The 20,494-nt window shown below is 66.9% G+C and carries 18 protein-coding genes and 1 pseudogene; 12 read left to right on the forward strand and 7 right to left on the reverse strand.

Annotation, left to right across the window (positions count from 1 at the left end; all coding sequences use genetic code 11):
• Positions 1–27 precede the first annotated feature (27 nt).
• From AB4879_RS13700 to AB4879_RS13730, 7 genes are all read left to right on the forward strand, one after another.
• Positions 28–1,134 (forward strand): 3-oxoacyl-ACP synthase III family protein, encoded by a 1,107-nt coding sequence (locus tag AB4879_RS13700; protein WP_370508014.1) that lies wholly within the window; start codon positions 28–30, stop codon positions 1,132–1,134.
• Positions 1,118–1,993, forward strand: coding sequence for a 3-oxoacyl-[acyl-carrier-protein] synthase III C-terminal domain-containing protein (locus tag AB4879_RS13705; protein WP_370508015.1), 876 nt, complete (start codon positions 1,118–1,120; stop codon positions 1,991–1,993). The genes AB4879_RS13700 and AB4879_RS13705 overlap by 17 nt, the downstream gene beginning before the upstream one ends.
• Positions 1,994–2,108: 115 nt before the next feature.
• Positions 2,109–3,203, forward strand: a complete 1,095-nt coding sequence (locus tag AB4879_RS13710; RefSeq protein WP_370508016.1) for a 4Fe-4S dicluster domain-containing protein — start codon at positions 2,109–2,111, stop codon at positions 3,201–3,203.
• Entirely contained in the window at positions 3,190–4,050 is an 861-nt protein-coding gene (locus AB4879_RS13715) for an FAD/NAD(P)-binding protein (protein WP_370508017.1), read from the forward strand. The genes AB4879_RS13710 and AB4879_RS13715 overlap by 14 nt, the downstream gene beginning before the upstream one ends.
• Positions 4,051–4,812, forward strand: coding sequence for an oxidoreductase (locus tag AB4879_RS13720; protein WP_102806622.1), 762 nt, complete (start codon positions 4,051–4,053; stop codon positions 4,810–4,812). It abuts the gene before it with no gap.
• Complete coding sequence (locus tag AB4879_RS13725) at positions 4,809–6,101, forward strand: Ni/Fe hydrogenase subunit alpha (RefSeq protein WP_370508018.1); 1,293 nt, start codon at positions 4,809–4,811, stop codon at positions 6,099–6,101. The genes AB4879_RS13720 and AB4879_RS13725 overlap by 4 nt, the downstream gene beginning before the upstream one ends.
• The gene (locus tag AB4879_RS13730; protein WP_370508019.1) at positions 6,098–6,553 is read left to right on the forward strand and encodes a hydrogenase maturation protease; all 456 of its coding nucleotides are present in this window, start codon (positions 6,098–6,100) and stop codon (positions 6,551–6,553) included. Before AB4879_RS13725 ends, AB4879_RS13730 begins: the two co-directional genes overlap by 4 nt.
• On the opposite strand, the gene AB4879_RS13735 is transcribed toward AB4879_RS13730, so the two are convergent.
• Positions 6,544–7,593, reverse strand: a complete 1,050-nt coding sequence (locus tag AB4879_RS13735) for a hypothetical protein (RefSeq protein WP_370508020.1) — start codon at positions 7,591–7,593, stop codon at positions 6,544–6,546. The genes AB4879_RS13730 and AB4879_RS13735 overlap by 10 nt on opposite strands.
• Positions 7,594–7,778: 185 nt before the next feature.
• Complete coding sequence (locus AB4879_RS13740; RefSeq protein ID WP_370508021.1) at positions 7,779–8,774, reverse strand: NAD(P)H nitroreductase; 996 nt, start codon at positions 8,772–8,774, stop codon at positions 7,779–7,781.
• A gap of 291 nt (positions 8,775–9,065) precedes the next feature.
• On the opposite strand from AB4879_RS13740, the gene AB4879_RS13745 reads away from it, so the two are divergent.
• Together AB4879_RS13745 and AB4879_RS13750 are read left to right on the forward strand one after the other, a co-directional pair.
• Positions 9,066–9,929, forward strand: a complete 864-nt coding sequence (locus tag AB4879_RS13745) for a universal stress protein (RefSeq protein ID WP_370508022.1) — start codon at positions 9,066–9,068, stop codon at positions 9,927–9,929.
• Positions 9,930–9,968: 39 nt separating this feature from the next.
• Positions 9,969–10,622 carry a response regulator transcription factor gene (locus AB4879_RS13750; RefSeq protein WP_036338467.1) on the forward strand — a complete coding sequence of 218 codons (654 nt, stop codon included), beginning with the start codon at positions 9,969–9,971 and terminating at the stop codon, positions 10,620–10,622.
• Here the strand turns inward: AB4879_RS13750 and AB4879_RS13755 are convergent.
• The 5 genes from AB4879_RS13755 to AB4879_RS13775 are packed head-to-tail and all read right to left on the reverse strand — an operon-like array spanning position 10,619 to position 15,856.
• Positions 10,619–11,419, reverse strand: coding sequence for a universal stress protein (locus AB4879_RS13755; protein WP_370508023.1), 801 nt, complete (start codon positions 11,417–11,419; stop codon positions 10,619–10,621). The two genes, AB4879_RS13750 and AB4879_RS13755, sit on opposite strands and share 4 nt — an antisense overlap.
• 8 nt (positions 11,420–11,427) lie before the next feature.
• Complete coding sequence (locus AB4879_RS13760) at positions 11,428–11,778, reverse strand: hypothetical protein (protein WP_370508024.1); 351 nt, start codon at positions 11,776–11,778, stop codon at positions 11,428–11,430.
• Between the two features lie 40 nt (positions 11,779–11,818).
• Positions 11,819–12,790, reverse strand: a complete 972-nt coding sequence (locus AB4879_RS13765; RefSeq protein ID WP_370508025.1) for a 1-phosphofructokinase family hexose kinase — start codon at positions 12,788–12,790, stop codon at positions 11,819–11,821.
• Complete coding sequence (locus tag AB4879_RS13770) at positions 12,787–14,829, reverse strand: erythromycin esterase family protein (RefSeq protein ID WP_370508026.1); 2,043 nt, start codon at positions 14,827–14,829, stop codon at positions 12,787–12,789. The genes AB4879_RS13765 and AB4879_RS13770 overlap by 4 nt, the downstream gene beginning before the upstream one ends.
• 37 nt (positions 14,830–14,866) lie before the next feature.
• Positions 14,867–15,856, reverse strand: a complete 990-nt coding sequence (locus tag AB4879_RS13775; protein ID WP_370508027.1) for an NAD(P)H nitroreductase — start codon at positions 15,854–15,856, stop codon at positions 14,867–14,869.
• Positions 15,857–16,037: 181 nt separating this feature from the next.
• Between AB4879_RS13775 and AB4879_RS13780 the strand changes: the two genes are divergently transcribed.
• The 3 genes and pseudogenes from AB4879_RS13780 (at position 16,038) to mgtA (ending at position 20,460) form a co-directional block, all read left to right on the forward strand.
• Positions 16,038–17,495 (forward strand): AAA family ATPase, encoded by a 1,458-nt coding sequence (locus tag AB4879_RS13780; protein WP_370508028.1) that lies wholly within the window; start codon positions 16,038–16,040, stop codon positions 17,493–17,495.
• Between the two features lie 42 nt (positions 17,496–17,537).
• A pseudogene (locus AB4879_RS13785) lies at positions 17,538–17,846 on the forward strand (putative PEP-binding protein); the annotation flags it as partial.
• Positions 17,821–20,460: a magnesium-translocating P-type ATPase gene (gene mgtA / locus AB4879_RS13790; protein ID WP_370508316.1), complete on the forward strand. Its 2,640-nt coding sequence runs from the start codon at positions 17,821–17,823 to the stop codon at positions 20,458–20,460. The pseudogene AB4879_RS13785 and the gene mgtA, both read left to right, overlap by 26 nt.
• The last annotated feature ends 34 nt before the right edge of the window (positions 20,461–20,494 follow it).

Genomic DNA, 20,494 nt, shown 5'->3' on the forward strand with positions numbered 1-20,494 from the left:
CACTACGGCCCGAATCACTATGGATCAATGACGCGCAAGCGGTGGCTGATGATGGAACCGTCGGAAGACGGTGACACAGCGCCGTTTCACACCAGGCTGGCCGCCGCAGGCCGACACCTGCCCACCACCCACCTCACGACCGACGAGTTGATGTCGACCACGCGCCACCAGACGCACATCGATCTGGAACGGTTGACCGGGATCCGTGAGCGCCGGGTGTCAGTGGGCGATGAGGACTCCTACACGCTCGCCGCCGCGGCGGCACTGGATTGCCTGGCCAAGGCTCAGCGACCGGCAGAGTCGATCGACGCCGTCATCAGCTGCAGCATCACCAAGTTTCGCGATGGTCTCACCCAGTGGCTGGAGCCGACCATGAGCAGTGCGGTGGCGGCGGGGATCGGCGCCCCGACGGCGATGACCTTCGACGTCTCCAATGCCTGCGCGGGAACGCTCACCGGAGTCACGATCGCGAACAACTGGATCAGACAGGGCATCATCGAGCGTGCACTGGTGGTCAGCGGTGAGTACATCTCGCAGCTCGGCCAGAATGCGGCTCGTCATATCCGGTCGATCATGAGCAAGGAGTTGGCGTGCCTGACGCTCGGCGACGCCGGCGCGGCGCTTCTACTCGAGCGTGCACCGGCCGGCTCGGCCGGCATCAGCCTGGCCGGCTTCACCACCGTGGCCGACTACAGCCGACTGTGCCTGGCGTATCCCAAGGGACCAGATCCGGGTGGGCGAATGTTCACCGATGCGCGCGGCATCCATCGGGCCGCGATGTCGGACACCCCACTGCTGTTGCACGAGGTGCTCGATACGGTCGGCATCTCGATACACGACATCGATCACGTGATCACCCACCAGACGTCGGCCCGCGCGATACGCAAGGGAATGGCCAAGATCGCCGACGACTTCGGTGACAGTCCCCGCCACGACGCCGTGATCACCGTCGACCGATACGGCAACACCGCATCGACCACCCACACCGTGGCTCTCGTCGAGGAACTCGAAGCGAATCGCATTCGCCCCGGCGAGACCATAGCGCTGATCTCGCTGGCGTCCGGACTGGAAATCGGCGTGGTCATGCTGACACTCGACGACGAGATGGTGGATCATTATGGGCACCGTGATTGAACAGGTCGCCGTGGGCAAGAGCCGGTGGCGTCACCGGCACAGCGCCCTGCACCTCGCGGTCAGCACCGCACAGGATTGCCTGCGGATGGCGGGCCGAGGACCGCACGACGTGGACCTACTGATCAACGCGGGCATCTACCGCGACCGAAATCTGGGCGAGCCGGCGCTCGCGGCGTTGATCCAGGAGGACGTCGGCGCCAATCCCGAAGATCCGCATACGGGCACGCACGGCACATTCTCCTTCGACGTCGCCAATGGTGCGTGCGGTGTCCTCACCGCGTTGCAGATCGTCGACGGCTTCCTCACGTCGAGGACCATCGACTGCGCGATGGTGGTGGCCAGCGACGCCGACCCGGGCCATGGCATGAGCGAACACTTCCCGTTTTCCCCCACCGGCGCGGCACTGCTGTGCAGCCGGACCGGCGACGATGACGGAATCGAACAGGTGCACTGGGCGAGCATCCCCGACGGTGGTGAAACATATAGTGCCACAGTTGGTCTCGTCGACTACAAGAACATTCTGCGCTTTCGGCACTCCACGGCACGCGACGATCGCTTCGCCGCTGCCGCCGCCGACGCCGCTGCGCGCTGCCTACGCGCGTCCGAACGCACGATCGCCGACGTCGACGCGATAGTCGCCGCGCCGGCTTGGCCGGGATACCGCGCGGCGCTGGCCGACATGCTGGGGGTGCCGGCTCAGCGCATCGTCGTCGCCGACGACGATGCCATGCACACCGCGTCGCTGGCGGCGGCTCTCGATCGCGCAACCCACGAGCTTGACGGCGGCAGTCTGGTGATCCTGATCGCGGCAGGTGCCGGAATCACCGCCGGCGCAGCCCTTTATCGGATACCGCGGTGAGGTGGGTTGTGGGTGTCGTCGCCTGGCACAGCCGAACGCGAGTGAGGACCTTTGACGCTCGACTGAGGACCCAAGACCATGCGCCCGGCTGCCGTCGGACGCGCACGATTACCCCATGACCAACGCGGTGATCGACGCCGCCGGGTTGACCGAACTCGTGTCCGCGTTGATCGACCGCGGCTACCGGGTGGTCGGCCCCACGGTGTCGGAGAATGCGATCGTGCTGGCGGAGCTGACCTCGGCCGGCGAGCTACCCGTGGGCTGGGGCGTCGACGTGGCACCCGGGAGTTATCGGCTGCGCCGCCGCGACGACGACGCAGCCTTCGGCCATTCGGCGGGGCCACAGTCGTGGAAGCAGTTCCCGCACCCGCCGCGGCAGCAATTGTGGTCGTCCGACGGCACCGAACCCGAGGATCCAGCACGGTATGCCTTCCTCGGGGTTCGGGCCTGCGACCTCGCGGCGATCGCGATCCTCAACGGAGTGTTGGGCAAGGGCAGCCATCCGGACGAGGGATTCGTGGGGCGGCTCGGACGCATCTTCGTGGTGGCCGTCAACTGCACTGAACCCGGCGGCCTCTGCTTCTGCGCATCCATGGGAACAGGACCCGGGGTAGGGCCGGGGTACGACCTCGCACTCACCGAACGCGTCGATGGCGACGGCCGTCGCTACCTCATCGACGTCGGCAGTGCCGACGGCGCGGAGATCCTCGCGGCGCTCCCCCACCGGGACGCCGCACCGGATGAGATCGATTCGGCCAGAGCCGAAGTCGCCGAGGCCGCGCACCGCATGGGTCGGCAGATGCCCGAGACAGATCTACGTGACCTTCTGATCGCCTCTCGTGAGTCCCCACACTGGGACGAGGTCGCCAGTCGGTGTCTGACCTGTGGCAATTGCACCATGGCCTGTCCCACCTGCTTCTGCACCAGCGTCACGGACACCACCGACCTCACCGGGGAGCATGCCGAACGTTGGACGAGCTGGGCGTCGTGCTTCGAATTCGACTTCACGTTCGTTCACGAGGGCAGCGTGCGGCAATCCGGACCGTCGCGATACCGACATTGGATCTCACACAAACTGGGGACCTGGCACGACCAGTTCGGCAGCAGCGGCTGTGTGGGCTGCGGACGGTGCATCGCCTGGTGTCCGACGGGAATCGACATCACCCAAGAAATGCACACCCTGGCTCAGGAGCGCGATGGCGACGACTGACACGGCAGCCTTCCCCACATCACCGCGCGCGATGAGCCCGGTCCCGTACCGCGTGCGCCGCCGGGTATCCGAGAACCGCGATTCATCAACGGTGGAGCTGGAACCGGTGGGCAGGCCGCTACCAGCGCCGCTGCCGGGCCAATTCATGATGATGTACGCGTTCGGGATCGGCGAGATCGCCATCTCCGTCAGCGGATTCACCACCGGCACCGACGCCACCATCACCCATACGATCCGATCGGTAGGCGCGGTGAGCCGCGCGCTGCACGACGCGCAGCCCGGCGCGGTGGTCGGGATCCGCGGTCCGTTCGGCACGGATTGGGGTCTGCGGGCCGCGGCCGGAGGCGATGTGGTCATCGTGGCCGGCGGTGTCGGCCTGGCCCCGCTGCGCCCCGTCGTGCTCGGAATCCTTGCCGACCGGGACGCCTACGGCACGGTCACCCTGATCGCGGGCGCCCGCTCCCGCGACGACTTCTTGTTCGGTGACGAGTTGCGGCAGTGGTCCGAGCGCGACGCGATCGATGTGCATCTGACCGTCGACGTGCCGGTGCAGGGGTGGTCGGGTGAGATCGGCTTCGTCACCGAACCGCTGCGCAGATTGCCGCTGCGGGCCCAGAACACCACCGCCTTCCTCTGCGGCCCCGAAGTGATGATGCACAACTGCGCTATCGAGCTGATCCGAAAGGGACTGCCCGCCAGCGCTATCCGAGTATCCCTCGAACGCAACATGCAATGCGGGATCGGCTGGTGCGGCCACTGCCAGTTGGGCCCGTTGCTGTTGTGCCGGGACGGACCGGTCGTCGGATATGACGCCGCCCAGCCCTTACTCGCAGTGAAGGAGTTGTAGATGAGCGGACCTCCCTCACTGGCGGTGTGGAAGTTCGCTTCCTGCGACGGCTGCCAGCTGACGTTGCTGGACTGCGAGGACGAACTGCTCACCCTCGCCGGGCAGGTGCGCATCGCAACCTTTCTGGAAGCATCCAGCGAGATCATCCCCGGGCCCTACGACGTGTCACTCGTCGAAGGGTCGATCACCACCGCCGCAGACGAGCGACGTATCCGGGAGATTCGCGATCAGTCCCACATCCTCGTCACGATCGGCGCCTGCGCCACCGCAGGCGGCATCCAGGCGCTGCGCAACTTCGCCGACATCGACGAATTCGCCTCGGTCGTCTACGCAAAGCCCGAGTACGTCGACACCCTCGCAACATCCACCCCGGCGTCCGCGCACGTGCAGGTCGACTACCAGTTGCAGGGCTGCCCGATCGACCGCAATCAGCTCCTCGACACGCTCGCAGCGCTGCTGGTGGGACGTGAACCGCGGTTGCCCGCCAAGACAGTCTGCACCGAATGCAAACTGCGGGGCGTCACGTGTGTCGCAGTGGCCGAGGGCATTCCATGCCTCGGTCCCGTGACCCATGCCGGCTGCGGCGCACTGTGCCCGGCGCATCACCGCGGCTGCTACGGCTGTTTCGGGCCCGCCTCGACACCCAACACCGCGGCCCTGATCCCACTGCTGAACCGTGACGGAATGTCGGAAGCAGGCGTGGAGCGCGTCTTCTCGACATTCAACGTCACCCGATTCGCCGCCGAACGGAATGACGGATGACTGCTGAGACACGCACCCTGTCCGTGGGCGCCTTGACCCGTGTCGAAGGCGAAGGCGCACTGCATGTCACGTTGGTCGACGGCGCCGTGGACAGCGTCGAGCTCAACATCTACGAGGCGCCGCGCTTCTTCGAAGCCTTCCTGCGCGGCCGGGCCTACACCGAGCCGCCGGACCTCACCGCACGGGTGTGCGGCATCTGCCCGGTCGCCTACCAGGTGAGCGCGTGCAACGCGATCGAAAACGCCTGCGGGATAACGATCGATCCCGAACTCACCGCCCTGCGCCGGCTGATGTACTGCGGCGAATGGATACACAGTCACGCCTTGCACATCTTTCTGCTGCACGCCCCCGATTTCTTGGGGTATCCGGACGCCATCAGCATGGCCAAGGATCATCCCGACCTCGTCAATCGCGGTCTGGCAATCAAGAAGACCGGCAACCGGCTGATGGAAGTGGTCGGCGGGCGAGCAATTCACCCCATCAACGTCCGGTTGGGCGGCTTCTATTCGGTCCCCCGCGCGCGCGACCTCGAACCACTGACCGAGATGTTGCGGCGCTCGCTCGACGACGCCTTGGACACCGTGCGGGCGCTCGCCGACCTCGAGTTTCCCGATGTCGAGTTCGACCACGAATTTCTTTCGCTGTCCGACGGTGACCGATATCCCATCGAGAACGGCGTCATCGCGCGCAGCGACGGTCCGGCATTCGCCGTCGCCGACTTCAGTGCCCACGTCGTCGAAGCGCAGGTCGAGCATTCCACCGCCCTGCAAGCGACGCTGGACGGCAACCGGTACCTGACCGGTCCACTGGCACGGTATTCGCTCAACTCGGCCACGCTGTCGACGGTCGCCCGCGAGGCTGCCGCCGCCGCAGGGCTGGGCCCGGTGTGTCGAAACCCGTTTCGCAGCATCGTGGTTCGCGCCGTCGAGGTGGTCTACGCCATCGAAGAGTCACTGCGGATCATCGCCGAATATGAGCGCCCGCCGAGGCCGTTCGTCGACGTGCCGGTGCGCGCGGGCATTGGGCACGGGGTCAGTGAGGCCCCGCGAGGGCTGCTGTATCACCGGTATGAGATCGGCGGTGACGGACTGGTCCGCGCGGCGACACTGGTGCCGCCGACCTCGCAGAACCAGGGTGCGATCGAGCACGAGATGGCCGAGCTCGTGGCCGCGAACCTGTCACTGGACGACGCCTCATTGACGTCGTTGTGCGAGAAGTCCATTCGCAATCATGACCCGTGCATCTCGTGTTCGGCACACTTCCTGACGCTGAACATCCATCGGGCATGACGGGCAGCGCCCTCGTCATCGGCATCGGCAACGACTTTCGGTCCGACGACGGGGTCGGCCTCGCGGTCGCAGCCGAAGTCGCCAGCCGGCGTCCACCGGGCGTCGAGGTGCTCTCGGCGGCGTCCGATCCCGGACAGATCCTCGACGCGTGGGCGGATGTGCCGCTGGTCGTCGTCGTCGACGCAGCCAGCGGACCCGACGCCGTCGCCGGAAGGATTCGGCACTGGATTCCCGGCGACGACCACGAGCCCATGGTGGTGAGCTCGCATTCACTTGGGCTGCCGGAGATCTACGCTCTGGGCCAGGCGCTTGGCCGACTTCCTCGGCGGTTGGTGGTGCTCACCGTCGAGATCGAGGACGTCAGTCATGGGGTCGGGCTCTCACCGCCGGTCGCCGACGCTGTGCCCGCGGCCGTCGAGGCTGTTCTCGCCGAAGTCCGTCGTCAGCCCTGAATCGGCGCGTGGCGCAGCAACGCGCCCACGCCATCAGTCAGTTGCAGATGTTCTGGAGCGCAGACGAGGTCGGCGCCGATGGCCAGCGCCGCATACGGGAGCGCCTCGTCGGCTCGCAGGGTATGGGTCGGCGCGATACCGAAGTCGGACAGCGTCTCGGGATCGGAACCCAGAAGCGTCAAATCGTCGCCGGCAAGCACTGTTTCGTCATGCATCTGTCCGATGATCAGCGTGGCGACCGAACGATCGCGCAGTGCCGCGGTCACCGCCGCGAGCCCGGCCACCGCGAGACCTGATCCACGCCCGACTTCGGCATCGTACTGTTCCAGGATCCTGCCGCTGTGGACGTTGCGCCTGTTGTTCAACTCCTGGCCGACGGCCACCCGGACAACACGGTCCACCCCGGTCTGGCGAGACCCGACTCCTGGTTGGACGACACGGTCGGCAACCCGATGCGGAAGCTCGGACACCAGTTCGGCCCGCACGCGGTCCTGGCCGATGAGAACGATAAAGTCCAGCGAGTGGTCGTCCATCTCCGCGGTGAGCCGCTCGGCGACCGCGCGGAGGTTCTTGCGCACCTCCTCCTCCACCCGATGTTGCGAATCTCCCCACGCGTTCAAGCCCGCCGAGGCCGCCTTGTGGACCGGAAAACCCTCCCCCACGACGGTCTCCGAGAAGGTCGACTTTCCCTGGTAGCGCGTGAGATCGGCGCCGACCTGATCGACGACGACGACCAGATAAGGCCCCGAGACCGATCCGTTCTCGACGAGCGGAACGACGTATGGAAGCTCCGAGGCCCGGATGACCGGGGTGACAGGCGGCACGACGAGGTGTTCGTCGACCGCCACCCCGTCCGGGCCGACGATCAACCCGCGCCCACTCCGATGCTCAGTTGCCGGCCGCTCGTTCATCGCTCGGGTGACCGACGCGACGAGCGCCTGCGGCGCGCCCTGTTGCTCCAACTCACGCGCGACGTCCCGCTCGAGAACCCCGAGGCGCTCGGCCGCATCCTGTGTGTCATGGGAGTCGTCGTAGTACACCGAGGCGACCGGGCCTCGGATGGCAAGAAGTTTGTGTGCCAGAGGTGAATACGTGGCTGCGCTCGTCATCGGTGATCTCCTTCCGATCTGTCCCCACGATCCGCGCGCAAGCCCGCCACCAACAAGTGCCAAAAGTCCCCGCGCCGGGGGCCCTTCCCGAGGCGTGACCGGGTGTGGCGAGTGCCCTAACCGAAGAACGCCGAGCCGTCCAGGCGGCGCAGGGCATCGGCCAACGGTCGCCGCGGCGTGGCCGGTAACGGGTCGGCGTTCAGGGGTGACCACCCGACTCGCAGCAATATCTGGGGAAACTGCTCACTGCCGAACACGTCCGCCCGTAAGGCCTCTCGGGTATCGGGGACCTCGAGCACCTCCGACACCGCGCACGAGGCCAGACCCTGAACGGTCGCGGTGAGCATGACGACGCTGGCGGCTTCACCAGCACGTAACTGACACGCGATATCGTCGATCACGGTCCCGAAGGCCAGCAGCACACCGTTGTCTTCGGCCGCCGAGGCTTCGTCGGGCTGGTCGAGTGCGGTACCGGAGAAAATCCGGCCAGGCACCGCAGCAGCGCCGTCTATCGGTGGAACGTTATGCGCAGGAACACCTTCCGCCGCAGCATAACGCCCGCTCCATGCCATCAACTCGGCGACGTAACCGGTGTCGTCGATATGCCGGCGCGCCGCCTGCTCCACCAATTCGGCGAATTCGCCTGTCGTTTCGACCCGGCGCATGGTGACGCCGAAGCGCGCCGCACGCGCACCCATCAGCGCGACGTCTCCCATCGCGACCGGCCACGAACTGTAGGTACGCCGGTCGGTTCGCCGCCGGGGAATGGCCGCCGCCATGGCGATATCGGCCTCGCCCGGCGATCCGCGATGCACCTGCACTGACGCCAGGTGATTGGGCTGGTCAGGATTCGGGACCCGATGGACCGAGGCGCGCCAGCCCAGTGCTGCCAGGGCGACAGTGGCGTGGTGCAGGGCGGCCCCGCAGCTCACGATCAGGTCGCGGCCGTCGGGGTCGGTGTGCGGGAGACGCAACTCGCGGCGCGAATAGAGGTTGATGCTGTGCGGGCCGACTCTCCACTCCCAGGGCTGGGTGTTGTGGATCGACGGGGCACGGGCGGCCAAATCCAAGGCTGCCCGCACGGTGGCGTCGTCAGGGAAATTGGTCGTCATCGCCGCCCACCGCCTTCGGTGCATGATGCTGGTGCACCGACGATGCCGGTCGTGTGCACGGTGAAACAGAGCCGCAAGTCCCCAAAGTTGATGACCGGTGGTGTGCCGGCACGGTCCCGTCGGAGTTGCCCCGATCCACCGTTCTCCCTGCGGATTTCCACCACCGGACCACGAGCTCGACGGGGTGTCGGAGAGGACTAGTGGCCTTTCGACAGGGACTTTCGCCCCTGCGTGAGGCCAGTTTCTGACGATAGCGTCGAATCATCCCGGCAAGTTGACAGGAACCGGCCAATGCCCGAACGAGAGCGTGTCGCGCCGTCTGTGGTCGTGGGCGTGGACGGTTCGCGATGGGCCACCGAGGCGGCCTGTTGGGCCGTCGACGAAGCGGTCCGGCGCGCCATTCCCCTGCGCTTGGTCTATGCCGTCGACTCCGGAGAAGACACCGACGATGCACAACGGATCGCCCGCCAATTCGCTGCGGCCCAAACCGCGGTCCGCTGCACCGCCGCCGCCGTCGAGTCGACCGATAGACCGGTCAAGATCGAGGCAGAGATCGTGCAGCAACATCCCGTGGCGGCGTTGCTCGACGCGTCCAGAGGTGCCGCCATGCTCTGCGTGGGTGCCATCGGGTTGAACCACTTCCGCGACCGGCACATCGGGTCCACCGCGACTGCACTGGCAACAGCAGCGCACTGCCCGGTAGCCGTCGTCAGGGGGCATGACCCGGTGGCCTCGACCCAGCGATGTGTGGCCGTCGAACTGGACGGGTCAACCAGTGACGCGGCCCTGCGCCACGGCTTCGATGAGGCTCGTTCGCGCGGTGCGCCGTTGCGGGTGCTGACGACCTGGCGGTCGCGTTACCCCGACATCCACGATGGCAACGCCGTTGCCGCCGGAAACCGAGATGCCAGGGCGGCACTGGAGCGTCGCCTGAAATGCTGGCGCGCACGGTATCCCGAGGTGGACGTCGCCACAGTGGCGCTGCACGGCAACTCGTTGAGTTACCTGCTCAAGCATGGGGACTCGATCCAGTTGTTGGTCGTGGCCCACGAACGGGGCGAAGGCATCGCAGAACTGCTCGGCGCAGCCGGAAATGCGGTGCTGGCGCAGGCCGATTGCTCGGTATTGGTCTGCGAGCCGCAGAACCTGTTGTAGACCGCGCAAAACACTGATCCCCGATTTCTGGAGGCCGGCATGGTGAAAGTCTTTCTGGTAGATGACCACGAGGTGGTCCGCCGCGGGCTCATCGACCTTCTGAGCGCGGATCCGGATCTGGAAATCGTCGGTGAGGCCGGCTCCGTCGCCCAGGCGATGGCACGGATTCCCGCGGCGAAGCCCGACGTCGCGGTGCTCGATGTGCAGCTGCCCGACGGTAACGGTGTCGAGCTGTGTCGGGACCTGCTGTCCGTGCTCTCCGACCTGCGCTGTTTGATGCTGACCTCGTACACCTCCGACGAGGCCATGTTGGACGCGGTCCTGGCCGGCGCCAGCGGATACGTTGTCAAAGACATCAAGGGTATGCAGTTGGCCCAGGCCGTCAAGGACGTCGGCGCGGGGCGCTCGCTGTTGGACAACCGGGCCGCCGCGGCGCTGATGGCCAAGTTGCGCGGTGCGACAATGAGATCCGATCCGCTGTCCGGCCTGACCGACCAGGAACGGTCGTTACTGACTCTGCTCGGCGAGGGCCTGACCAACAAACAGATCGCCGACCGGATGTTCCTCACCGAGAAGACCATCAAGAACTATGTGTCACGGCTCCTGGCGAAGCTGGGAATGGAGCGACGCACCCAGGCGGCGGTGTTCGTCGCGAAACTGGATCACCCAACCCACGAACACGGCGGCTACTAGCCGAACGGCACATCAGCGGGCCGGGCTGCCTGCCTCACCAGCAGGACCGAGCAGTCCGGATAGCCCAGGATCGGATGGCAATTGGGCATGCTGAGCGAAGTGAGGGTGTCCGCATCCGAAGCGCCGACGACCGCGAGACCGATCTTCCGTTCATGCGGATCCTCATCGTGGCTGCCCACCCACCCGGTGCCGGCCGATACGATCTCGACGTGAACATCGGGATACCGCCGAATCCAGCTGTCCACCCGCCGATCGATCTGCCGGACGGTGGCGTCGCGCAATCGTCCTTCCTGCATGGCCAGGTGTACGACATCGTCGTTGTCGGGATCATCGGACAGCACCACTGACACCACGCCCCCGACGCGTGCCCGGCCGTCGTCGCCACTGCGGATGATGGCCACCGGACACCGAGCGTGGTCGGCGAGGTGACTCGCGGTTGCGCCGAACAGCCGTCCCTCAGCCACGTGCGGTGGCCGGGCGCCGATGCACACCATCGCGGCGCCGGCGGACTCCCGCTCCAGCACCGTGGCGGGTGATCCCACCACCGATGCTGTCTCGACACCGACATCACGATGCGTCTGGTCCACCACATCCTGGGCCTCGACAAGTACTGCGTCCCAGTCACACTCACCGCCGGACGCGCCCGGAAGAGCCGTCGGAACGGCATGAACCAGCCGCAACGTCACGCCGCGGCTGACGGCTTCGGGCACCGCCCAGGTGAGCGCGTTCAGAGACCATGGGGAGCCGTCGACCCCTACGACGACGGCACCAGACAGTTCAGCGGCGTGAACGTCCACGGCGGCACCTACGGCCGAAAGGTGATCGCCAGGATGGCGGCGTCTGCCAGCAGGAGTCCCAGCCCCAACAGCGGAACCACGATTCCGTACCTGCGATTCGCGGCGAACGCCGACGCGACGATCGTCAGCAGCGCCACCACAGGCGGGCCGTACGCGAGGATCCCGAACCAGAACTCTCCTGGACCCATGTGTGGGCAGGCCGCCGTGTCGGTACACCGCGCGATGCCCATCACGGCGCCGAAAGCAACAAGCATGACCACGACCGCAGCCGGAATGGTCAGCAGCGCCAGAAACCAGTTGAGCCAGGTCGGAATACCGCGACGGGCATCCGGGGCCGTCCCCTGCGTCGTCTCGATCATCATGAGCCCCTTGCTTTGTGCTGTGCGCCTTGTGGTGTCGTCAGAGCCCGAGGTCACTGCACTGAGCGACCACTGACGTCGGAGCCGGAACCTGGTCGAGATAACGGTCGACGTCGGCTTTGTCGAATGTCGAGGTGCCCGGTGTCTGAAGCTTCGCCGTCGCGGCGGCGATACCGTAGCGAACCGCGCTCTCCATCCCCCATTCGCGAGACAGTCCGACCACGATGCCGGCGACCATCGCGTCCCCGGCGCCCACACCGCTGACAGTGGGAACGGCAACCGGAGCTAAACGCCGGCACCGATCCCCCGTGACGAGTAAGGCACCGTCGGCGCCCAAGGAGACCACGATCACCTCGGCGACGCCTCGATCGATCAGATGCCGGGCCGCGGCTATCTGCTCACCCTCGGTGACCAGCGGGCTGCCGACGCACTCCCGTAGTTCTCGCACACTGGGTTTCAGCAAGAACACACCCGAAGTGATGTGCTCGAGGCCTCCACCCGAGGTGTCGAGGACAAGCCGGACCTGCCGCGTGCGGCAGATGTCGGCGATCCGTTGATAGAAGTCGGCGGGAACGCCGGGCGGAAGGCTGCCGCTCGCGACCACGAACGCGGCGCCGGTCGCACTGGCGTCGATCACCTCGAGGCAGCGCTGCTGCTCGTCGGTGGTCAGCACCGGTCCGGGCAACACGAACCGGTACTGCCTACCCGTAGAGCGTTCGTTGACCGTGAAGCTCTCCCGGGTGTCGCCGCGCAGAGCGATGAACGTGTTGGGCACGATGGCGTCGTCGAGGAGCTCGACCAGGCGCGCTCCTATCGGGCCGCCCGCCGTGAGCACGGCGGAGACGGGAGCACCCAACGCCCGCGCGAACCGGGCGACATTGAGTCCGCCGCCGCCGGCATCGTAACGATCGGCGCAACAACGGACTTTGTCGGTCGGGCCCACGCGTTCGGCGTCCACGGTGATGTCGAGGGCGGGATTCATCGTCACCGTGACGATCACGGGGGCGCTCACAGGCCGGTCGGGTAGGTCTCGGGTGTCTGCGCCGCGACCCAGACACTGTTGAGCTCCAACGGTTCCAGGGCCGTTGTGCGGTCGATGTGAATGATCGCGTCGAACTGTTCGCCCGGCCGCACGTGGTAGTAGTGGCTCTGCCGTTCGGTGGCGGGTTGATAGATCACCCCGATCGCCCGGCCGAGGCGCACCGTGTCCAGTGGCCCGGCCGCTTCCCGGCTGATGAGCGGCGACACCAGGAACTCCGGTCGGTCGACCTCGTGCAGCAGTTCCTCGACACTGCCGTTGAGTGCGGGGCGAACCACTTTCCGCTCGGCCATGGCGCCCCATTCACTCGCGGCGGTCACGGTGCCCGAGTAGGTGGTGAATCCGATCAGCAGCGCCTGCTCGCCGTACCCCTCCCGTACCAGCTGCCCCAGGGTCAGCTGCCCGTCGGCGCCCACCTCGGTTGCCCGGGCGTCACCGACATGGGAGTTGTGGGCCCACACCACGATTCGGGCCGGCTCACCGTTGCGTTGGTGCAGATGCGCGCGCAACGCTCTCAACGTCTGGAACATGTGCTGGTCGCGCAGATTCCACGACGACACCCGGCTCCCGAACATCGAGCGGTAGTAGACCTCCGCGTTGCGAACGGTCTGTGCATTCTGCTGTGCATAAAACAGTTCGTCTTCGGCGAGAAGTCCGTCGCGGCGCGCGTACTGCAGGCCCGTGCGCTGCAGTTCGACCAATTGCTCGACAACCTCCGCCTCGCAGGACATCCCCGCACCGAACGCGGCGGCGTACCCGTATGCCTGACCGTCGTCTCCGCCGGCATGATCGAAGCAGGCGTAGCGCTCTCGCGCCCGCTGCGCCGCGACCGGGTCGACGTTGTCCAGGTAGTCGATCACCTCCTGCATCGAGCGATGCAGACTGTAGAGATCCAGTCCGTAAAAGCCGGCTTCGCGCCGGCCGTCGTTGCGGCACTGGGTGTTGTGGGCATGCAGCCAGGCCGTGAAGTCCCGGACGGTGGTGTTGCGCCACATCCAGGCGGGAAATCGCTCGAACCCCTTCAACGCACTCTCGGCCGTGTCGTCGTCGCCGCGGCCGCGGACATACCGGTTGACCCGGTAGGCGTCTGGCCAGTCGGCTTCAACTGCCACCGCGCAGAAGCCCTTCTCCTCGATCAGCCATTTGGTGATTTCGGCGCGCGCTTCGTAGAACTCGCGGGTGCCGTGGGAGCTCTCCCCGATCAGCACCACCCGCGCATCACCGACCATCTCCTCCAGCGCTTCCCGCGGCGGCACGCCCGAGGGGGCGTCGACCGCGCAGCGGCCGATCACCTCAGCGGGAGTTTCCGCGATGCGCAACCGCGCGGTGCCGATTCCGGTGGTCGGAGTGGCCAGCAGATTCCGCACCTCGGTGTCACTGACCTGCTCGAAGTTCCAGAAGGACTCGCCGACCGCCAAGAACGGGGTGGGCATCGACGCACAGACGAGATCGTCCACCAGAGAGGCGAATTCGCGGCAGGTCGATTGCGGCGCCGCGGGAACGGCGACCACGATCTCGGCGGGTTCCATCTCCCGCAAGGCCTGGACGGCGGCGAGCATGCTCGCCCCGGTGGCCAGGCCATCATCGACGAGGATCACCGTCTTGCCCGTCACGTCCAGCGGTGGACGTCCGCCACGGTAGGCGCCTTCGCGCCGAGCGAGTTCGCGGGCTTCCCGCTCGGTGGCGTCGCGCAATTCCTGCGGTGTCACCCGCAACGCACGGATGACGTCGTCGTTGACCACCACCCGCCCGCCCGACGCCAGCGCACCCATCGCGAATTCGGTGTGGCCCGGTGCGCCGAGCTTGCGCACGATGAAGGCATCCAGAGGAGCGCCCAGTGCGGCCGCAACCTCCCAGGCCACCGGCACGCCGCCGCGAGCCAGCCCGAGCACCACAATGCCGCCCCGGCCGCGGTAGCCATCCAACAGGTGGGCCAGAACCCGACCGGCTTCTCGCCGATCTCGGAAGACACGCCGCGGATGTTGCGGCGGTGTCGTGGGCGCGGTGGTCATGATTTGCTCCGTTCGTCCTGTGGCCGATACCGAAGGTTCAGCCGCGAAATTCGAGCACGTCCGACAGCGGCCGGCGTGGCGTGGCAGGGGGTGACGGCGCGATCACCGGCGCCAGCCCGACGCGGATCAGCAGTTGCGGATCGTCCTCGGTGCCGGTGAGCGCACGGACCACGTCTCGGCTGGCCGCCAACTCCGTCATGTGGGTCAGCGTGCAGGTGGCCAAGCCCGCGAGGGTTGCCTCGAGCAGCACATCGGAGAGCACCTCGCCACAGTCCAGGGCGTCGCGGCGCGAATCACCGAACGTTGTGAGCACCAGGATCGTTGAGCGGTCCCGATCGACCTCTGGACGCCGGTCGGCGTGCTCGGCCGCCGGAAATACCCGGGCGACATCGACCCGATCACGCTCGGTGACCGACACCAGGCTGCTGTGCGGTACACCGTCAGATACCTCGTACGGGGCTGTCCACCAGGCCAATTCAGCGTGATACGAGGCGTCGTAGCGGCGCAGCGACTCGGTCAGCCGCGAGGCCTGGGCCAACTGCGGACGCACCGACTCAGGCAGCACCCGAATCGCCACGCGGTCGGTATCGATCGTGGCTCGCAGCACCGACTCGAAGGACGTCCAGTCCGGCGGCGGCGCCAACGGCAGCCGGTCGGTGCGGCGGGCCAGGATCGCGTCCGCGCGACTGCGGACAGCGTCGGTGACGAACTCCAACGGACTGAAATCGATGGTCGCCAGGTGCTCGGGTTCGTTCGGATTGGGAAACCGCGCGATGATCGCCTGCCAGCCTGCGGCGGCGACGGCCACCCGCAGATGATCGAGCACGGCGCCGCAACTGATTACGGCCTCCCGGCCGGACCGGTCCGTGGCGTGCGGCACCCGGTCGGCGTCGAGAAAGAGTTTCAGCGAAGGCCCTTGCGCGACCCACCGCCACGGTTGGCTGTTGTGCACCGAGGGCGCCCGGCACGCCAACTCCACCGCGTTCGCGATCACCTGGGGATCGAGCGTCGACATGACCATCGGCAATCACCGCCTTCTGTCTGCGACAACCCTATGTCCGTTCGGCGCGCGTGCCAGGGGCCGGAAGTCATCTGGCTGGGGACCTAGCTTGAAGGCCTTTGTGCTCTGCGGGCAGGGACCTTGCACCCACACGCAGTGGCCTGAGTACCGCTGTGTTCGCCGGGGTCGGGAGGCGAGGATCGACAGTATGGGATGGCACCCGCGGATCGCTGAAACCCACACTGGAATGGTGTTCTTGATCGGAGACCGGGCCTACAAGATCAAGAAGCCCGTCGTCAACGATTTCCTCGACTTCTCCACCCTCGAGCAGCGCGAACACGCCTGCGCCAGCGAGGTGGCGCTCAACCGCCGCCTGGCACCCGACAGCTACCTCGGCGTCGCACACTTCAGCGCCCCGGGCGGGGACCCCGAACCCGTCATCGTCATGCGCCGCCATCCCGACGACCGGCGCCTGGCGACCATGGTGCGCCACGGAGAACCGGTCGAGGATCAGCTCGCGGCGGTCGCGCTGGTGCTCTCGCGATTCCACGCCGCGGCTCCTCGCGGACGGGACGTGGACGCCCAGGGCCGGGTGGACGCGATCGCCACACGTTGGCAGGAGAACCTGGTCGAGCTGCAGCGGTACGCCCAGAACGGCGAGGTTGGCATCGACTCGGATGTGGTCGCTGAAATAGCAAGACTCTCACATCAATTCATAGCCGGGCGCGCAGTGCTGTTCGCTCGTCGTCTCGGCGACCACAAGATCGTCGACGGCCACGCCGACCTGCGCGCCGACGACATCTTCTGCTTGCCGGAAGGACCGGCACTGCTGGACTGCCTGGAGTTCGACGACCACCTGCGTTACGTCGACGTCATCGACGACGCCGCATTCCTGGCGATGGATCTGGAATTCCTGGACCGGGCGGATCTGGCCACCCTGTTTCTCCGGCGCTACCGAGAGCTGTCCGGCGACGACGCGCCGGACTCACTGTGCCACTTTTACATTGCCTACCGGGCGGTCGTTCGCGCCAAGGTCGACTGCATCCGCCACACCCAGCAGGATGGGAGCGCCGCCGACGACGCGCGGCGCCATCTGGAGATCGCCCTGGACCATCTGCGTGCCGCGGCGGTCCGGCTGATCCTGGTGGGCGGTGGCCCCGGCACCGGCAAGACCACCCTGTCGCAGTCGTTGGCAAAAGAGATCGGCGCTCAGGTGATCTCGACCGACGATGTGCGCGCCGACATGGTCCGGCGTGGCGAGATCGCCGGCGTACCAGGGGTGCTCGACGACGGCCTGTACAGCCGCGAGAACGTCGGCGCTGTCTACGACAGTGTGCTCCGCCAAGCTCACCTGAAGCTGTGCGAGGGCCGCAGCGTGGTACTCGACGGCACCTGGCTCGACCACCGCCACCGCGAACTGGCCCGGCGGGTGGCCGCCGACAGCGGCGCGGTGGAGATCGAGTTCGCCTGCACCGCCCCGCTGGATGCCACCGTCACCCGAGTCAGCGAGCGCACCCAGACCACGTCGCAGGTGACACCCGAGATCGCCGTCGCCCTCGCCGATCGCGGCGACGACGCCTGGACGGACGCACATCGCGTCGACACCACCGGCCCACAGGCCCACTCCGTGGCCCGGGCCAAGGAGATCTGCGTCCTGGCCGTGTGACCGGTCGAATAATTGGAGGTTTTCACGATGTCGAGCCGCTACGTCGATGCCAGTCCCCTGGGCCGGCAGCGCGGGCTGCACCGCTGGGTGATGGCAGAGGTGCCGTCGGTGGTGCACTGGCTGCCGGAGTACGTGGGAATGGGCATCGACGGGGTATCGATCGGCAGCAACGATCTGACCCAGCTGATGCTGGGTGTCGATCGTGACTCGGCAGTGTGCCCGGAACTGTTCGACGAATCGGACGCGGCCGTGCGCGATGCGGTCGGGCAGGCCCGGCGCACCATCGCCACGGCCGAGCGTCGCCTGTTCCTGGAATCGGCGCGAGCTGGTGACGGCAACCGTTCCCGATGAACTCGGTGGCGCCGCGGCTCTGACAGCCGCGGCGATCGCCGCGGCGCCGCTGGCCGCTGTCCTCGACGAACTGGAGACCTCGGCCCAGGGATTGACCAATACCGAGGCCGCCGCCCGCTTGGACCGCTACGGCCCCAATTCGCTTCGGACACATCGGGTCAGCGCCTGGGCGGTTCTGCGGCGACAGCTGAACAACGCGGTTCTGGCGCTTCTGGCGGCAACCGCGGTGGTGTCGTTCTTCCTCGGTGACTCCACCCAGGCCCTGATCATCGGTGTCATCCTGGTCGTCAGCATCGGGCTGGGATTCCTCAACGAGTACCGCGCCGAACGGGCCACCGCCGCATTGCACTCCAGGGTTCGGCATCACGCGGTGGTCCGCCGCGACGGTCAGTACGTCAAGCGAGATGTCAACGAGTTGGTCCCCGGGGACGTCATTGCGCTCACCCTCGGCGAGTTGGTGCCCGCCGACGTGCGGCTGATCACCGTCAACGGATTCGAATGCAACGAGAGCATCCTGACCGGCGAATCCACCGCCGCCGAGAAGTCCGCCACACCGGCACCCCGCGACGCGTCCATGGCGGACTTCACCGATCTGGCGTTCATGGGCACCGTCGTGTCCGCCGGGGACGCGACCGCGGTGGTCTACGCGACCGGACTGAAGGCACAATTCGGCAAGATCGCGGCCGGACTCGGTGAGCGCCAGCCGGAAACCGACTTCCAGATCGGCCTGCGCCGGTTCTCGTATCTGCTTCTGCACGTGGCGATCACGCTGACGGTGATGATCCTCGCCATCAACCTGCTCCTGCGCCGACCACTCATCGACTCGGTGCTGTTCGCCCTGGCGATCGCCGTCGGCATCACACCGCAGCTGCTGCCCGCCGTCGTCAGCACCAGCCTGGCCACCGGGTCGCGACGGCTGGCCCAACTCAAGGTTCTGGTCAAGCGGCTGGTGTGCATCGAGGATCTCGGCGACATCGACATCCTCATCACCGACAAGACCGGCACCCTGACCGAGGGACGGATCACCCTGATCGAGGCCGTCGACCCCGCCGGTGCGGTTTCGGATGTGGTGCTGCGCAAGGGCTTACTGGCAACCGATGTCGACCCCGAATGCGGTGGGACAAGTGCCAACGAAATGGACGCCGCCCTATGGGACTGCGACGCGGGACGGCAGGTGGTCACCAAGGGCGCCCGCCGGATCGCCGAACTTCCGTTCGACCACACCCGTCGCGCCACCTCGGCGTTGATCGACGACGCCGGCAACCGGGCACTGATCGTCAAGGGCGCCCCTGAACAGGTTCTCGCGCATTGCGCGGCAGTGCCGGACACCGCGAGACCGCTGCTGGACCGGCTGTTCAGTCAGGGCCGGCGCGTGGTCGCGGTCGCCGGCAGGCCCGCTCCCGAACTGTCCACGATCACCCAGGCCGATGAGACCCGGTTGACGCTGGACGGCTTCCTCGTGTTCGCCGACCCACCCAAGGCGGCGGCCCGCGAGTCGTTGGCTCGGCTGGCCGAACTGGGCATCGAGGTGAAGGTCGCCACCGGCGACAACGCGACGGTCGCCGAAACGGTCTGTGCGGAACTCGGTTTGGCATCCAAGGGCACGGTGTCGGGCGCCGAGTTGGCCGCCCTCGACGACGCCGGTTTCGAGGCGGCCGCCCGCAGCGCGAACGTGTTCGCCCGGATCTCACCGGAGCAGAAGGCCCGCCTGATCACGGTGCTCCGGCGAACCGGGCGGTCGGTGGGATTCCTCGGCGACGGCGTCAACGACGCGTTGGCGCTGCACTCCGCCGACGTCGGCATCTCGGTCGACACCGCCACCGACGTCGCCAAGGACGCCGCGGACGTCGTGCTGCTGGAGAAGGACCTCGGGGTATTGGCCACCGGCGTCGCCGAGGGCCGGCGGATCTTCGCCAACACCATCAAGTACGTCCTGATGGGCACATCGAGCAACTTCGGCAACATGTTCTCGGCAGCCGCCGCCTCGGCGGTTCTGACGTTCCTGCCCATGCTGCCCAGCCAGATCCTGCTCAACAATCTGCTCTATGACTCGTCTCAGCTGGCCATCCCCAGCGACCGGGTCGACGAGGAGCAGCTACACGCACCGTCGCACTGGAACATCGCGTTCATCCGTCGATTCATGCTGACGTTCGGACCCATCAGTTCGCTGTTCGACTTCATGACGTTCGGACTGATGCTCGGTGTGCTGCACGCGGGTCCCACCGAGTTCCGAACGGGATGGTTCGTCGAGTCGCTGGCCACCCAGACACTGATCATCTTTGCGATCCGTACCCGGCGGGTGCCGTTCCTACGTAGCCGGCCAGGGGCTCTACTGTCCGCGGCGACCGTCACCGCCATCACCGTCGGTGTCGTGCTGACCATCTCGCCGGTGGCCCGCACGCTCGGTTTCACACCGCTGCCGTGGCAGTTCTACGGCGCGCTGGCCCTGCTCACCGTCGCCTACCTGATTCTCGTGGAGATCACCAAACGGGTGTTCTACGCCGAGCCGGTTCATCCGGCCGGGCCGCCATTGCGCGTCCGCGGTCGCGACCACCGAATCGGCCGCCGGGCAGCACGTTTCAGTCATGGCGGTCGGCTCGGCCAGCCAGGCTGAGCGCGCCGGGCCGAGGCGGGTTCGGTGTTGGTTC

It is taken from the genome of Mycobacterium sp. SA01 (genome assembly GCF_041287105.1).
In the GTDB taxonomy this organism is placed as follows: Bacteria; Actinomycetota; Actinomycetes; order Mycobacteriales; family Mycobacteriaceae; genus Mycobacterium.

What these genes read in the sequence shown, in the direction of transcription:
- AB4879_RS13710 (WP_370508016.1), top strand. Translation starts at nt 2,109, where the DNA reads ATGACCAACGCGGTGATCGACGCCGCCGGGTTGACCGAACTCGTGTCC.
- AB4879_RS13720 (WP_102806622.1), top strand. Translation starts at nt 4,051, where the DNA reads ATGAGCGGACCTCCCTCACTGGCGGTGTGGAAGTTCGCTTCCTGCGAC.
- AB4879_RS13700 (WP_370508014.1), top strand. Translation starts at nt 28, where the DNA reads ATGACGCGCAAGCGGTGGCTGATGATGGAACCGTCGGAAGACGGTGAC.
- AB4879_RS13740 (WP_370508021.1), bottom strand. Translation starts at nt 8,774, where the DNA reads ATGACGACCAATTTCCCTGACGACGCCACCGTGCGGGCAGCCTTGGAT.
- AB4879_RS13715 (WP_370508017.1), top strand. Translation starts at nt 3,190, where the DNA reads ATGGCGACGACTGACACGGCAGCCTTCCCCACATCACCGCGCGCGATG.
- AB4879_RS13760 (WP_370508024.1), bottom strand. Translation starts at nt 11,778, where the DNA reads ATGATCGAGACGACGCAGGGGACGGCCCCGGATGCCCGTCGCGGTATT.
- AB4879_RS13750 (WP_036338467.1), top strand. Translation starts at nt 9,969, where the DNA reads ATGGTGAAAGTCTTTCTGGTAGATGACCACGAGGTGGTCCGCCGCGGG.
- AB4879_RS13770 (WP_370508026.1), bottom strand. Translation starts at nt 14,829, where the DNA reads ATGACCACCGCGCCCACGACACCGCCGCAACATCCGCGGCGTGTCTTC.
- AB4879_RS13780 (WP_370508028.1), top strand. Translation starts at nt 16,038, where the DNA reads ATGGGATGGCACCCGCGGATCGCTGAAACCCACACTGGAATGGTGTTC.
- AB4879_RS13745 (WP_370508022.1), top strand. Translation starts at nt 9,066, where the DNA reads ATGCCCGAACGAGAGCGTGTCGCGCCGTCTGTGGTCGTGGGCGTGGAC.
- AB4879_RS13730 (WP_370508019.1), top strand. Translation starts at nt 6,098, where the DNA reads ATGACGGGCAGCGCCCTCGTCATCGGCATCGGCAACGACTTTCGGTCC.
- AB4879_RS13725 (WP_370508018.1), top strand. Translation starts at nt 4,809, where the DNA reads ATGACTGCTGAGACACGCACCCTGTCCGTGGGCGCCTTGACCCGTGTC.
- AB4879_RS13705 (WP_370508015.1), top strand. Translation starts at nt 1,118, where the DNA reads ATGGGCACCGTGATTGAACAGGTCGCCGTGGGCAAGAGCCGGTGGCGT.